The organism is Blautia massiliensis (ex Liu et al. 2021) (genome assembly GCF_052064225.1).
Taxonomy (GTDB): Bacteria; Bacillota; Clostridia; order Lachnospirales; family Lachnospiraceae; genus Blautia_A; species Blautia_A fusiformis.
The window spans coordinates 1-12,816 of sequence record NZ_JBQHWA010000052.1 but is presented as its reverse complement, the minus strand read 5'-3'; the positions used below and the strand labels follow the sequence as shown (position 1 = coordinate 12,816).

Annotated in this window: 17 protein-coding genes; 12 read left to right on the top strand and 5 right to left on the bottom strand. The window is 38.9% G+C overall.

Annotation, left to right across the window (positions count from 1 at the left end; genetic code table 11):
• Positions 1 to 29: 29 nt before the first annotated feature.
• The 3 genes from tet(O) (at position 30) to ACTNDQ_RS14610 (ending at position 3,011) form a co-directional block, all read left to right on the top strand.
• Entirely contained in the window at positions 30 to 1,949 is a 1,920-nt protein-coding gene (tet(O), locus tag ACTNDQ_RS14620) for a tetracycline resistance ribosomal protection protein Tet(O) (RefSeq protein ID WP_006427719.1), read from the top strand.
• 51 nt (positions 1,950 to 2,000) lie between these two features.
• Positions 2,001 to 2,174, top strand: a complete 174-nt coding sequence (locus ACTNDQ_RS14615) for a cysteine-rich KTR domain-containing protein (protein ID WP_002779755.1) — start codon at positions 2,001 to 2,003, stop codon at positions 2,172 to 2,174.
• Positions 2,175 to 2,342: 168 nt separating this feature from the next.
• Entirely contained in the window at positions 2,343 to 3,011 is a 669-nt protein-coding gene (locus tag ACTNDQ_RS14610) for an SIMPL domain-containing protein (RefSeq protein ID WP_055182586.1), read from the top strand.
• Between the two features lie 66 nt (positions 3,012 to 3,077).
• Here ACTNDQ_RS14610 and ACTNDQ_RS14605 read toward each other — a convergent pair whose 3' ends face one another.
• A complete protein-coding gene (locus ACTNDQ_RS14605; protein ID WP_026650134.1) occupies positions 3,078 to 4,436 on the bottom strand; it encodes a relaxase/mobilization nuclease domain-containing protein in 1,359 nt (452 codons plus the stop codon).
• Positions 4,403 to 4,726, bottom strand: coding sequence for a MobC family plasmid mobilization relaxosome protein (locus ACTNDQ_RS14600; RefSeq protein WP_026650133.1), 324 nt, complete (start codon positions 4,724 to 4,726; stop codon positions 4,403 to 4,405). Before ACTNDQ_RS14600 ends, ACTNDQ_RS14605 begins: the two co-directional genes overlap by 34 nt.
• Positions 4,727 to 5,008: 282 nt before the next feature.
• Here ACTNDQ_RS14600 and ACTNDQ_RS14595 point away from each other — a divergent pair, with 282 nt between their 5' ends.
• Positions 5,009 to 5,764: an 8-oxo-dGTP diphosphatase gene (locus ACTNDQ_RS14595; protein ID WP_049946956.1), complete on the top strand. Its 756-nt coding sequence runs from the start codon at positions 5,009 to 5,011 to the stop codon at positions 5,762 to 5,764.
• 72 nt (positions 5,765 to 5,836) lie between these two features.
• Here ACTNDQ_RS14595 and ACTNDQ_RS14590 read toward each other — a convergent pair whose 3' ends face one another.
• Both ACTNDQ_RS14590 and ACTNDQ_RS14585 read right to left on the bottom strand, forming a co-directional pair.
• Positions 5,837 to 6,130, bottom strand: coding sequence for a hypothetical protein (locus ACTNDQ_RS14590; protein WP_026650130.1), 294 nt, complete (start codon positions 6,128 to 6,130; stop codon positions 5,837 to 5,839).
• A 33-nt stretch (positions 6,131 to 6,163) separates the two neighbouring features.
• Positions 6,164 to 6,418 (bottom strand): ImmA/IrrE family metallo-endopeptidase, encoded by a 255-nt coding sequence (locus tag ACTNDQ_RS14585; protein ID WP_441064931.1) that lies wholly within the window; start codon positions 6,416 to 6,418, stop codon positions 6,164 to 6,166.
• 332 nt (positions 6,419 to 6,750) lie between these two features.
• Between ACTNDQ_RS14585 and trxA the strand changes: the two genes are divergently transcribed.
• Genes trxA through ACTNDQ_RS14570 form a run of 3 tightly spaced genes read left to right on the top strand, consistent with a single transcriptional unit; the run spans position 6,751 to position 9,082 of the window.
• Complete coding sequence (gene trxA, locus ACTNDQ_RS14580; protein WP_109317839.1) at positions 6,751 to 7,056, top strand: thioredoxin; 306 nt, start codon at positions 6,751 to 6,753, stop codon at positions 7,054 to 7,056.
• Positions 7,057 to 7,068: 12 nt separating this feature from the next.
• Entirely contained in the window at positions 7,069 to 7,389 is a 321-nt protein-coding gene (locus ACTNDQ_RS14575; protein ID WP_028086465.1) for a rhodanese-like domain-containing protein, read from the top strand.
• 1 nt (position 7,390) lies between these two features.
• Complete coding sequence (locus tag ACTNDQ_RS14570) at positions 7,391 to 9,082, top strand: FAD-dependent oxidoreductase (protein WP_441064930.1); 1,692 nt, start codon at positions 7,391 to 7,393, stop codon at positions 9,080 to 9,082.
• Between the two features lie 118 nt (positions 9,083 to 9,200).
• On the opposite strand, the gene ACTNDQ_RS14565 is transcribed toward ACTNDQ_RS14570, so the two are convergent.
• On the bottom strand, positions 9,201 to 9,884 hold the full coding sequence (locus ACTNDQ_RS14565) for a Crp/Fnr family transcriptional regulator (RefSeq protein WP_044924472.1): 684 nt from the start codon (positions 9,882 to 9,884) through the stop codon (positions 9,201 to 9,203).
• A gap of 110 nt (positions 9,885 to 9,994) precedes the next feature.
• On the opposite strand from ACTNDQ_RS14565, the gene ACTNDQ_RS14560 reads away from it, so the two are divergent.
• The 5 genes from ACTNDQ_RS14560 to ACTNDQ_RS14540 all read left to right on the top strand — a co-directional run.
• Positions 9,995 to 10,915: a hypothetical protein gene (locus ACTNDQ_RS14560; RefSeq protein WP_028086467.1), complete on the top strand. Its 921-nt coding sequence runs from the start codon at positions 9,995 to 9,997 to the stop codon at positions 10,913 to 10,915.
• 91 nt (positions 10,916 to 11,006) lie between these two features.
• A complete protein-coding gene (locus ACTNDQ_RS14555; RefSeq protein WP_222891074.1) occupies positions 11,007 to 11,333 on the top strand; it encodes a hypothetical protein in 327 nt (108 codons plus the stop codon).
• Between the two features lie 119 nt (positions 11,334 to 11,452).
• On the top strand, positions 11,453 to 11,653 hold the full coding sequence (locus tag ACTNDQ_RS14550; protein WP_222891075.1) for a 4Fe-4S binding protein: 201 nt from the start codon (positions 11,453 to 11,455) through the stop codon (positions 11,651 to 11,653).
• Positions 11,650 to 12,234 (top strand): 4Fe-4S binding protein, encoded by a 585-nt coding sequence (locus ACTNDQ_RS14545; protein WP_055195153.1) that lies wholly within the window; start codon positions 11,650 to 11,652, stop codon positions 12,232 to 12,234. The genes ACTNDQ_RS14550 and ACTNDQ_RS14545 overlap by 4 nt, the downstream gene beginning before the upstream one ends.
• 98 nt (positions 12,235 to 12,332) lie before the next feature.
• On the top strand, positions 12,333 to 12,816 hold a 484-nt coding region (locus ACTNDQ_RS14540; RefSeq protein WP_441064929.1), incomplete at its 3' end, for a DUF134 domain-containing protein.

Genomic DNA, 12,816 nt, shown 5'->3' with positions numbered 1-12,816 from the left:
TTTTTGGGTGTTGATAGGAGGAAAATCACATGAAAATAATTAACTTAGGCATTCTGGCTCACGTTGACGCAGGAAAGACAACATTAACGGAAAGTTTATTGTATACCAGTGGTGCAATTGCAGAACTAGGGAGCGTAGATGAAGGCACAACAAGGACAGATACAATGAATTTGGAGCGTCAAAGGGGAATCACTATCCAGACAGCAGTGACATCTTTTCAGTGGGAGGATGTAAAAGTCAACATTATAGATACGCCAGGCCATATGGATTTTTTGGCGGAAGTATACCGTTCTTTATCCGTATTAGACGGAGCAGTATTATTAGTTTCTGCAAAGGATGGCATACAGGCACAGACCCGTATACTGTTTCATGCACTACAGATAATGAAGATTCCGACAATTTTTTTCATCAATAAAATTGACCAAGAGGGGATTGATTTGCCAATGGTATATCGGGAAATGAAAGCAAAGCTTTCTTCGGAAATTATAGTGAAGCAAAAGGTTGGGCAGCATCCCCATATAAATGTAACGGACAATGACGATATGGAACAGTGGGATGCGGTAATTATGGGAAACGATGAACTATTAGAGAAATATATGTCAGGGAAACCGTTTAAAATGTCAGAACTGGAACAGGAAGAAAACAGGAGATTCCAAAACGGAACGTTATTTCCCGTTTATCACGGAAGCGCTAAAAACAATCTGGGGATTCGGCAGCTTATAGAAGTAATTGCCAGTAAATTTTATTCATCAACGCCTGAAGGTCAATCTGAACTATGCGGGCAGGTTTTTAAGATTGAATATTCAGAGAAAAGGCGGCGTTTTGTTTATGTGCGTATATATAGCGGAACATTGCATTTGAGGGATGTTATTAGAATATCTGAAAAAGAGAAAATAAAAATCACAGAGATGTGTGTTCCGACAAACGGTGAAATCGTCCCGGCTGACCATGCCTGTCCGGGAGAAATTGTTATTTTAGCTGATGATACTTTGAAACTGAACGACATTCTGGGAAATGAAAAACTCCTGCCTCACAAAACATGGATTGATAATCCCATGCCATTACTTCGGACAACGGTAGAGCCGCAAAAGCCGGAGCAAAGGGAAGCCCTGTTAAATGCCCTCGCAGAGATTGCTGATACAGACCCTCTTTTGCATTTTGACATTGATACTGTTACACATGAGATTATGTTATCTTTTTTGGGGAATGTGCAGATGGAAGTCATTTGTGCCATCCTTGAGGAAAAATATCATGTGGAGGCAGAAATAAAAGAGCCTACTGTTATATATATGGAAAGACCGCTTAGAAAAGCAGAATATACCATCCACATAGAAGTCCCGCCAAATCCTTTCTGGGCTTCTGTCGGGTTGTCCATAGAGCCGCTCCCTATTGGAAGCGGAGTGCAGTATGAAAGCAGAGTTTCACTTGGATATTTAAATCAATCGTTCCAAAATGCGGTTATGGAGGGGGTTCTTTATGGCTGCGAGCAGGGGCTGTATGGATGGAAAGTGACAGACTGTAAAATCTGTTTTGAATATGGATTGTATTATAGTCCTGTAAGTACCCCCGCAGACTTTCGGCTGCTTTCCCCTATCGTATTGGAGCAGGCTTTAAAAAAAGCAGGGACAGAACTATTAGAGCCATATCTCCACTTTGAAATTTATGCACCGCAGGAATATCTCTCACGGGCGTATCATGATGCTCCAAGGTATTGTGCAGATATTGTAAGTACTCAGATAAAGAATGACGAGGTCATTCTGAAAGGAGAAATCCCTGCTAGATGTATTCAAGAATACAGGAACGATTTAACTTATTTCACAAATGGGCAGGGAGTCTGCTTGACAGAGTTAAAAGGATACCAGCCAGCTATTGGTAAATTTATTTGCCAACCCCGCCGCCCGAATAGCCGTATAGATAAGGTTCGGCATATGTTCCACAAGTTAGCTTAACAGCTTGCAAAAGTCATATAAAATGAGATTTGAAAGGATTAGAGACTAATTATGATGAAATGCGAATGGATATTGTGTCCTGTTTGTGGGAGCAAAACCCGTAATAAAATTAGGAAGGACACTGTTTTGGAGAATTATCCCCTTTATTGTCCAAAATGCAGACAAGAAAGATTGATTAAAGTTGACAACTTGAAGATAACTGTCATCAAAGAGCCAGACGCTTAAGACGCAGAGCCGATGAAATTGTGGAACAATTCACGAATCATCGGCTCTTTTTGTTTCGTATTTGAAAGAACAAACTCACCAAATAAAAAAAACGATATTCGGGTGGGTTATTTTGTTATACCCTAAATTACCCTCTGAATTTGTTTTTAAATTTGGAGGGATTTTTTTATGTCCTTTTTTCGGGCAGTTACAGGAAAAGGGAAAATAGCAGTAAAGCCGGATAAAATCCGGTTATATGTCAACAAGGAAGAACTTTGCAAAGAATATGAAGATACTCTCCGAAGGTCAACAGAAGATACAGAGCTTCTCAAGGATTTGTTTGAGAAACTTGGTTTTCAGAGAAAAGACCTTAAAACAGTATATTTTAATGTCGATACAGAATATGAAAGCTATCAGGACAGAGATAAGAGCTGGAAGCGAAGATTTAAAGGTTATAAGTATAATCACCATATGAAAATAGAGTTTGCAGCTGATAATAAAAGATTAGGGCAAGTCCTTTACGCTTTGGCTCATAGCTCATTAAGGCCAGAGTTTTCTATTGAGTATACAGTGGCAGATGTAGAAAAATGTAAAAATGAGCTGTTACATAAAGCAATCGAGGATTCCATTCAAAAGGCACAGGTGCTTACAACAGCAGCAAATGTGAAATTGGGTGAAATACAGGCAATTGATTATTCTTGGGGAGAGATAGATTTTGTAACAAAGCCATTGAATGAAATGAGATTAATGGAGTGTACGGAATGTGAAATGAGTGCACCGGGAGCATATGATATAGATATTGAGGCAGACGATATTAATGTTACTGATACGGCAACTGTAATATGGGAAATTGCATAAAGAGGAAGATATAAATAGATTAGACGAAAAGCAAGAGGCACCGTTAAAGTAGGTACCTCCTTCTTTTTAGAGAGTTAGCTCTTTTTCTGATATGGGAATTTGCATCTCCGGAGCATTAAGTAGTGCTGTGAAATTCTGTCTAATGATATTCAGTGTCTTCTGCTTTTTCTGCAATTCTTGTTTTTCCCGGACAGTAGCAGCTTGTTCAGATTCAAGATTTTCTATCCTATTCTGGATTTTATTAGAGCTTGGGATTTTGGTAACACCGAGATCCTGAAGCTCTTTTTTTAGTGAATCGTGCAGTTGGTATTCTGCTTGATGTTTGGTTCGGTATGCTTTTGGATTTTTAGCAGATTTGCAATCTTCAATCACTTTTCGGCAGAGACGGTAAGAATCACAGTGTTTTTGAATGATTTTCTGTGTGCTCAGCTCACTGTTGATTTGCGTTATTCTTTGATCAGCCGCTTTAACAGAAGCATCAACATCAGAAACATGCTGTTGGAAATCTTCATAATTCAGCAGGTTATTTTCGGAAAGATAGTTGAAGGTGCGTGCCGCTTCTTTCAGGTTATTTAGTTTTGCCCATCGTTCAAATCCTTCTCGATTGCCGGTCGTAACATAAGTGGAGATATTGATATACAGGCGAGCTTCTCTGGACAGATGCCTTGGAGCTTTTATTTTGTTACGGTTTTTTGCCAAACGGATGCGGACATTTTCTTCTGAATAATAGCTTCCAAGAGATTTCATATAAGTGAAGTTTTTCTGTTCCGGTGCACGGAAGGACAGGTGTTTTCCCTGTCGGACTTCATATCCGGCTAACTGCATTTTTTGTAAAAATTCCTCATAGTTGATGGAAGTCCAGATTGCTTTATCAACTGCAACACGTAGCTTGGCTTTCCAGCTGGTGCCACGATGATATTCCATGTTCTCCTTATAACTTTTGCCTTTTTCTCCGGTTGGCATACTGGTGGCAAGTCCATTTTCATGGCAGATACGATTACTGATCCGGCAGATTTTATGGTAGCTCCGCTTATTGGAAACATACTTGTGATGATCAACAAAACTTGCTGCATTAAAGATGATGTGGTTATGGATATGATTTTTATCAACATGGGTGCTTATCACATATTCATATTTTCCTTTCAGTACTTCGTTTGCAAATTGTTGCCCTAAGCGATGGGCAGTTTCGGCATCAACTTCTCCAGGTTTAAATGACTGGATCAGATGAAATGCCAGGTTATCACCTTTGTCCATTCCATTCTTTTTTGCCATTTCTCTTGTCATAGAAAATTCAAGATCTGCAGTTTCCGGGGAACAGCCAAAACTGGAAACTAACAGTTTTTCTTCTGTTTTATCTGGATTCGTGATGTAGTCCAGAGCTTTCTTGTCTGTTACTTTAATTGGGAAGATCTTAAGATACGCCATAATTCTTTCACCATCTCTTTTAATTCTTGCTTTTCTTCCGGATACAGATCACCGGTGCTGTTTACTTTTTTGGCAATCTGATTAATATTCACACCGATCTTATGCATTTCCTCATACTGTTTCTTCAGTGGAGTGGTATCGGTGTTGACGATGTAACCGTCGATTGCCATTTTACGAAGATAAGCTCCCATATTTTTTGTCTTTGATTCAATCATCTTTCTACGAATAAGCTTTTTTTCTTCTGGGGAAACACAAAACAAAATCTGTATATTTCTTTTTCTCTTTGCCATAGGCAGATTCTCCTTTCTTTGGTTCTTCGAAGTAGTGACTTCTGTGTTTTTAATTTAGGGCAGGGTTCCCTAAATTGCTGGTTTTCCGGAAGTGTATATACACTTCCTGTCCTTGCTATTTACCGGTGGCACAGCCTCCGGAAGAGAGTCTTAAAAAAGAACCCTCTATAAATAAGGTACTGAGAGAAGAAAAAGAGGACATCGAAGCTCAGAAGTATGACGCAAGCATGATTCTGTGGTATAGTAAAATCTGAATGAAAAAGAAGAAAAGAGGTCAAACCGATGTCACGGAAAAACCATAAGATGATAGATGGGAGATTACTGCAAACGAATAAGAAGTATTCCCAGTTAAAAATGAAGCAGAAAGAAAAGATTGCGGAATGGATGTTTCAGGCAACCAGAGATTATTATATGAAAAAATGTACTTTTCCGAGTGACAAACATCTGGAAGAAGTGGTGGATTCTGTTTATGAAAAAATTGAAGATGCAGAAATCTGGATTCCGTATGGAGAGGTCTTCAAGCATTATAAATCCAAACGATCGGATATCAACAAACGTGTCAGAAAATCTCTGAATGAAAAAGAAGAGAGTCAGATTGAGAAGGTCTGTTTTATGAATATGTGTATGATTCAGGATCATAAAGGGAATGTACTGGCTCTGGATAAAGTAAATGATAGCTATACCGGTACAACTTTTCCAGGCGGTCACGTAGAAGCAAATGAGATTTTTCAGAAATCTATGATTCGGGAAGTCTGGGAAGAAACAGGACTTACGGTTGAAGCACCGAAGCTTGGAGGATTATATCATTGGCATAAGAGCGGAGTGCACTATGTTATTACCTTGTATAAAGCGGATAAGTTTACCGGAGAATTAAAGAGTTCTGAGGAAGGAAGAGTTTATTGGATTCCGCTGGAAGAGTTAAAAACAAAAGAACTTGCTACAGGTATGGAACACGTTTTGCGGATTCTGGAATCAGAGAAGGTGGACGAGTGCTATATGCATCTGGAAGCAGATGGATATGTGGGAGACTTGTATTAAAGAATTACATGAGAAATGGCTGCCTGCTCATTGGAGAAAAGACAGCCATTCTTTATAAGATACATCATTCATCTATTCTGTTTTTTGCGGTTCGTTTTTGGAAGTGAAATTAATATATTTGGCACGTTGTAAAATTGAAATAACTGCATCAATGCTTTCAGGATTGGAGAAGCTCATGATAAAAGGTTCTTCTTTAAATTCCATGGGTTCGAACCCAGGATTCTGATCTGGATTCTTGAGTATATGGATGGGACGTGCACTCTGATTATAAAATGCCAGTTGTGCGGAATCTGTAGTGTTACCGATGACACCAATGCCTACATCCCCTTTTCCAAAGTCTATTCTATGTTTATTTAAGTTGATCATTTTCAAAAATCTCCTTTTTCAAAAATAGCATATTTAGTAATTTTCTATTATTCCCGAAGTAGGGATATCTTTTAAAAAGTCACTGTTGGAAGTAATCGGAGAATCTACAATCTGAACGCCGCTTCGTTTCATCATTCGGAATTTGAAATCAAGAAGTTCCGGTGGAACTTTCAGTTCTGCGGCAGCCTGGAAAAAGGACATATCAGCGTTAAGCATCTCCAGGACATCTTCATCTTCCAGAAGATAATCAGCGGCAAAGCAATTCGCTTCATATTCACATTGTGACACTCCATCGAATAATCAGCACACGTCAGGTGAGTAGAGACAAGAACAGTGCTTTGGCAAAAATGTTGAAGAGGATGAAAGCAGCTGGATATGAATCATATGCTGAGGCGGCAGGTGCATTTCTGCAGGAAAGCGATTATATTCCAACACAGATGGAGACACAGAACTCGATTATGAAGAAAAGGACCGGAGAAGTGAGACTGCCATCAGATCATAAGATGAAAAAATAAATTAGTTAAAAATTAATCATGATAATAATGTGATGATATCACAGAAAACAAATGAATTTCAGATTATAATAAAGCCACAAAAGAAAAAACAAGGAGGACTGTAAAATGTCTGCTATTAATATCAATAAAAATAATTTTCAGAATGAAATAATGGATTCCGAGAAAACCGTTCTTTTAGACTTTTGGGCTCCTTGGTGTGCTCCTTGTCGTATGGTGGCTCCTATCATAGAGGAGATAGCAAGTGAACTCCCTGATATCAAAGTTGGAAAGATCAATGTGGATGAGCAGCCAGAACTGGCAAGTAAATTTGGTATTATGAGTATTCCAACTTTGGTGGTTATGAAGAATGGGAAGATTGTAACAAAAGTTTCAGGGGCAAGACCTAAGAAGGCAATCTTAGAGATGCTTTAAGGAGGTGCGTTAATGGGATTTTTTGATTTTTTAAAACAGGCGAATATTAATCAAGGGATAGAGGAATATAAAAAGACTGCTGGTGCAGTTCTGCTGGATGTTCGTACGCCGCAGGAATATCAGGAAGGGCATATACCAGAAAGTAAAAATGTGCCATTGCAACAACTTAACAATGTTGTTTCGGTAGTGAAGAATACAGAAATACCGCTGTTTGTATACTGTTATTCCGGAGCCCGAAGTCGTCAAGCAACTGGGATGTTGCAACGAATGGGATATTCTAAAGTAAATAATATTGGTGGCATTGCTGCTTATTCAGGAAAGGTGGAAAAATAAGATGAAGGTAATAATCGTAGGCGGTGTAGCCGGAGGAGCTACAGCTGCAGCAAGAATACGAAGATTGGATGAACATGCAGAAATTACTGTGTTTGAAAGATCCGGATACATATCCTATGCGAATTGTGGGCTTCCATATTATATCGGAGACGTGATCACAGACCCGGAAGAACTTACACTACAGACACCAGAGAGTTTTTTTAAACGATTCCGTATTAACATGAAAATTCATCATGAAGTTATCTCCATACATCCGGAACGAAAAACGGTTTCAGTGAAAAATTTAGAGAATGGTGAGATATTTGAAGAAAACTATGATAAGCTGATCCTCTCTCCAGGTGCAAAGCCAACACAGCTGAGACTTCCCGGAGTAGGTATGGATAAACTTTTTACACTTCGTACTGTAGAAGACACTTTTCGGATAAAGGAATATATAAATAAGAATCATCCAAAATCGGCTGTATTGGCAGGTGGCGGTTTTATTGGTCTGGAACTGGCAGAAAATTTTAGGGAGCTTGGCATGGATGTTACAATTGTCCAGCGGCCTAAGCAGCTGATGAACCCATTTGACCCGGATATGGCATCCATGATCCATAATGAAATGAGAAAGCATGGGATAAAACTGGTACTGGGCTATACAGTAGAAGGATTTAAAGAAAAGGACAATGGAGTAGAGGTTCTATTAAAAGATAATCCATCCCTTCAGGCTGATATGGTGGTGCTGGCAATCGGAGTTACACCAGACACAGCATTAGCAAAAGAAGCTGGTCTGGAACTTGGCATCAAGGGAAGTATCGTAGTGAATGACAGAATGGAAACTTCTGTACCGGATATTTATGCAGCAGGTGATGCAGTTCAGGTAAAACATTATGTTACGGGTGATGATGCGCTGATCTCTTTGGCCGGACCAGCCAACAAGCAGGGCAGGATCATCGCTGATAATATTTGTGGTGGTGACAGCCGTTACCTGGGCAGTCAGGGAAGCTCCGTTATCAAAGTATTTGATATGACAGCAGCCACTACAGGTATCAATGAAACCAATGCCAAAAAGTCAGGATTAGATGTAGATACAGTAATTCTTTCTCCTATGAGTCATGCCGGTTACTATCCTGGTGGAAAAGTGATGACCATGAAGGTGGTTTTTGAAAAAGAGACTTATCGTTTGCTTGGTGCTCAGATTATTGGATATGAAGGAGTTGATAAACGTATTGATGTGCTGGCAACAGCAATTCATGCAGGGCTGAAGGCAACCCAGCTGAAAGATCTGGATCTTGCATATGCACCGCCGTATTCCTCTGCCAAGGATCCTGTAAATATGGCAGGATTCATGATAGACAATATAGCAAAAGGTACCTTAAAACAATGGCATCTGGAAGATATGGATAAGATTTCTAAAGATAAAAGTGTTGTATTGCTGGATGTGAGAACTGTAGGTGAGTTTAACAGGGGGCATATGGATGGATTCAGAAATATTCCTGTAGATGAACTAAGGGAACGTATCAATGAAATTGAGAAGGGAAAGCCTGTTTACTTGATATGCCAAAGTGGTCTGCGCAGCTACATTGCCAGCCGTATTCTGGAAGGAAACGGTTATGAAACATACAACTTCTCCGGTGGATTCCGCTTCTATGATGCAGTGGTTAATGACCGTGCGTTGATTGAAAGGGCATATGCATGTGGTATGGATTATTAAAAAATAATCACAATAATTTTATAATTTACTTGTAGCGTAAAAAGATCCCCCATTTATTAGAATGACTTTCACAATTCTGATAAATGGAGGATTCTTTAGATGTCATAGAAAAACAGTTTTATGATCTTTGTAGTGTTTCCAGTCTTTTCGAATCAAGGATGGTGATTTTGCCGCGTGAGAGTTTGACGAGACCATCGCCCTGAAAGTATCGAAGCATTCGAGTGATCACTTCCCTGTGGGAACCAAGATGGTTTGCGATAGTTTCGTGAGTGATTTTCAGTTCATTTGTTCCTTCGATAGAGGTCTCTTCTAAAAGAAATGAAGCAACACGCTTATCCAAACTCTTCCACATGATCTGTTCAATCAGCCACATGACATCAGAAAAACGGCTAGCCATTAATTCATTGGTATAGTTTGCGACGGGAGCCGATTCCTTCATGATGTCCTTATAGATTTCAGCAGGGATGATCCAAAGATCAGTATCTTTTTCTGCTTCAATGGTTACTTCAAATTGAATGGACTGCATGATACATGAGGCGGATAAAAGACACATATCCATATCGAACAGGCGGTAAAGTGTAATTTCTCGTCCTTCATCTGAAAGTATGTAAGTTCGAAGCTGCCCGGATTTAACCAGTAATAATCCAGTACAATCCAGGTTTCCGTTGTGAATGATCGTTCCTTTTTTTACATCCCGTGTAATCAAATTGTCTGAAATTACTTTTTTCTGTGCTGTATTTAAGTCATTCCATAGTGGAAAATAATTTTCGAAGCTCATAACAGTTATCTCCTTTACGAACATAGTATACTTACTTTTTTTAGATGCGTCAATTATATAATTGACATATGCCATAAATAAAAATATACTGACTATAGTACATGACTGTTGTGAATATGAGGGAGGGATAAATAATGCAGGGAGATGTCAGTTTTACATTTTTGGACCGAATTGAAGAAGTAGAACTGAATATTGTAGATAGACGATGGCAGTCTGCACTGGCATTGGCATTGACTTTGCCAGATATTTGCGGAGGTATTGCTTTCCCGGAAATTGTTAAACATTATCGAGATGGCCGGGTTATGCTGGATCGGCAAAAGAATCCGACCCGTGATGTGGGAACCCAGTATATTCGCTGGTTTGATGAATATGCAGGGGACTACTTTAAACTATCTCAATCCGATGAAAAGCCATATATTTGCGGAGAACGCTGTTGGCAGCTTCGATGTGAATATCTTCATCAAAATAAAGGATTTTTGAATGATGAAAATAATATACGCTTTCATCTTGGACTAAACTGTGGAATGTCAGTTTGTCAGTTGGAAAGTATGAACATACAGGAGAACGGAAACGATATTCGTATAGACATAGAACAGTTTTGTCTGAGGATGTGCAAGGCAGCAAAGAGTTATTATGATAAAGTTCATTTGGAAAAAGACTTTAGTCTCTATAATACACCAGTTTTGGATTTTATTCAGGTAACACAAAAAAAGAAAGCTGCTTCTATTATTGCACTGGTCTGTGGCAGTGAACGTTATGCAAAAGGATTAAAAGAAACATTGCAATTTATTTCAGATCAGATCATGCTGTTTTACACACCGGAAAGTGCTAAAACAAGATTAGGCAGACATAAGCCGGATCTTTGGATTGTTACCGAAGATATGACGAGCCAACCGAATCAGCCATGGCGTGCGGACAGGACAACACCTGTAATTTTAATCACAGGCAATCCTGATGCTGTTGAAATTAAAAAGAATTCAGGAAAACTAACTGTTCTTTCTATGCCATTATCAATAGTTGATTTGCGGAAAACCGTCGAAATATATGTGTCGTGAGGAGAAGTTTATGCTGTACATAATACTATTATTTGTATTTGTAGTTGTAGTTGTATATTTGATGATGCTTATGCGGAGACAGAAAGAAAAGATGAGCGAAATTAAAATACAAATAGATCAACTGCAAGCACAACATGATCGATTGCAGAAAGAAAGGGATCAGTTACAAGAACGGATGAATCATCTGGAAGAGCAACGAGAACACTTGCAAATGCAAACAGACCAGGCATTTCGGAGTGCTGATGAAATCGAGAAAATTTACGATGAGATATGGAATCATGCTAATACCATTCACCTTTACTCTTCGTTAGCTGAAGAAGAAAGCAAATCTATAACAATGAAAGAAAAACAAAAAGAAATTATTCGAACAACTGAGGAAATTCTAAACATCATATATAAATATAAAGGTAATGTATAATAAAAATATGTCATTGTAATGATTAGAGTTCAAGGTAAATTCTTATGTAATAATATCACAGAAGGATTTACCTTTTTCAGGTACAATAGAGATACAAAATTTGAAAGGGGAACAAAGCATTGGCAAAAAGAATGGCAAGTGTCGATAAAAAAAGATGTGTTGCCTGCGGAGTATGTGAAAATACTTGTCCGCTGGCAGCTGTCAAAGTTTACCATGGATGTTATGCTGTGGTAGAAGAAACAGTGTGTGTAGGATGTGGAAAATGTGCAAAGTCCTGTCCGGCAGGTTGTATTGAAATGAAAGAGAGGACAGCGATGTGAAGAAAAAGAAACATTGGTATGATTATTTATGGATATGGGCGATCCTTTATTTTGCTCTCGGTTTTTTTAATATTTTGTTTGCTTGGTTTGGGATGATTGATTTCCTGTTGCCGTTAGGAATAGCGATATTCGGTGAAAATAAATTTTTCTGTAATCATTTGTGTGGACGTGGCCAGCTTTTTAGTAAGCTCGGTGGGGATTTAAAATGCTCAAGAAATAAACCAACCCCGCGATGGATGAGTTCAAAATGGTTCCGATACGGCTTTTTGATATTTTTCCTTACAATGTTTGGGAATATGGTATTTCAGACATATTTAGTTGGTGCCGGATCATCATCCTTGCGTGAAGCCATCAAATTATTCTGGACCTTCCGTGTTCCGTGGGGATGGACATACACTGCCGGAACAGTAGCTGATTGGGTGGCACAGTTTAGTTTTGGATTTTATAGTTTGATGCTTACATCTTTGTTGTTAGGGTTGATCGTAATGGTGTTATATAAGCCACGAACCTGGTGTACATTTTGTCCAATGGGAACAATGACGCAGGGTATCTGTAAATTAAAAAATAATGAAAAGAAGTAATACTATAAGGTGATTCATAAAAGGCATATGTCAAAAACATTATTGACATATGCCTTTTATAGGGCTATTATATAAGAAAAGCGAGAAAGGAGCAGTTTATGCCGAGACCAGTAAAATGCAGAAAAGTCTGTCATTTCCCCAATGTTTTAGAATTTCTTCCGGCAGATGATACTGAGAAAAAAACACCCATTGTTCTAACGGTAGATGAGTACGAGACAATCCGTCTTTTGGACAAGAAAGGTTACAGTCAGGAGCAGTGTGCAGCATCTATGCAAGTCGCAAGAACAACGGTCCAGCGAATTTACGAGATCGCCAGGAAAAAGATCGCAGATGCACTTATCGACGGGCATCCACTCAAAATTGAGGGCGGAGATTTCAGAATCTGTGACGGTCAGAGCGGCAACTGCAGCTTTGGAGGATGTTACAAACAGGAAATTTACAAAAAATATGCAGCAGAAAAAGGAGAAGGTATCATGAGAATAGCAGTAACATATGAAAATGGACAGATTTTCCAGCACTTTGGACACACAGAGACATTTAAGATTTACGATGTAGAGGAAGGAAAAGTAGTACATTCAGAAG

Excerpts from the sequence above, each read along its gene's own strand:
- ACTNDQ_RS14615 (WP_002779755.1), top strand. The coding sequence starts at position 2,001 with ATGATGAAATGCGAATGGATATTGTGTCCTGTTTGTGGGAGCAAAACC.
- ACTNDQ_RS14610 (WP_055182586.1), top strand. The coding sequence starts at position 2,343 with ATGTCCTTTTTTCGGGCAGTTACAGGAAAAGGGAAAATAGCAGTAAAG.
- ACTNDQ_RS14605 (WP_026650134.1), bottom strand. The coding sequence starts at position 4,436 with ATGGCGTATCTTAAGATCTTCCCAATTAAAGTAACAGACAAGAAAGCT.
- ACTNDQ_RS14600 (WP_026650133.1), bottom strand. The coding sequence starts at position 4,726 with ATGGCAAAGAGAAAAAGAAATATACAGATTTTGTTTTGTGTTTCCCCA.
- ACTNDQ_RS14595 (WP_049946956.1), top strand. The coding sequence starts at position 5,009 with ATGTCACGGAAAAACCATAAGATGATAGATGGGAGATTACTGCAAACG.
- ACTNDQ_RS14590 (WP_026650130.1), bottom strand. The coding sequence starts at position 6,130 with ATGATCAACTTAAATAAACATAGAATAGACTTTGGAAAAGGGGATGTA.
- trxA (WP_109317839.1), top strand. The coding sequence starts at position 6,751 with ATGTCTGCTATTAATATCAATAAAAATAATTTTCAGAATGAAATAATG.
- ACTNDQ_RS14575 (WP_028086465.1), top strand. The coding sequence starts at position 7,069 with ATGGGATTTTTTGATTTTTTAAAACAGGCGAATATTAATCAAGGGATA.
- ACTNDQ_RS14570 (WP_441064930.1), top strand. The coding sequence starts at position 7,391 with ATGAAGGTAATAATCGTAGGCGGTGTAGCCGGAGGAGCTACAGCTGCA.
- ACTNDQ_RS14565 (WP_044924472.1), bottom strand. The coding sequence starts at position 9,884 with ATGTTCGTAAAGGAGATAACTGTTATGAGCTTCGAAAATTATTTTCCA.
- ACTNDQ_RS14560 (WP_028086467.1), top strand. The coding sequence starts at position 9,995 with ATGCAGGGAGATGTCAGTTTTACATTTTTGGACCGAATTGAAGAAGTA.
- ACTNDQ_RS14555 (WP_222891074.1), top strand. The coding sequence starts at position 11,007 with ATGAGCGAAATTAAAATACAAATAGATCAACTGCAAGCACAACATGAT.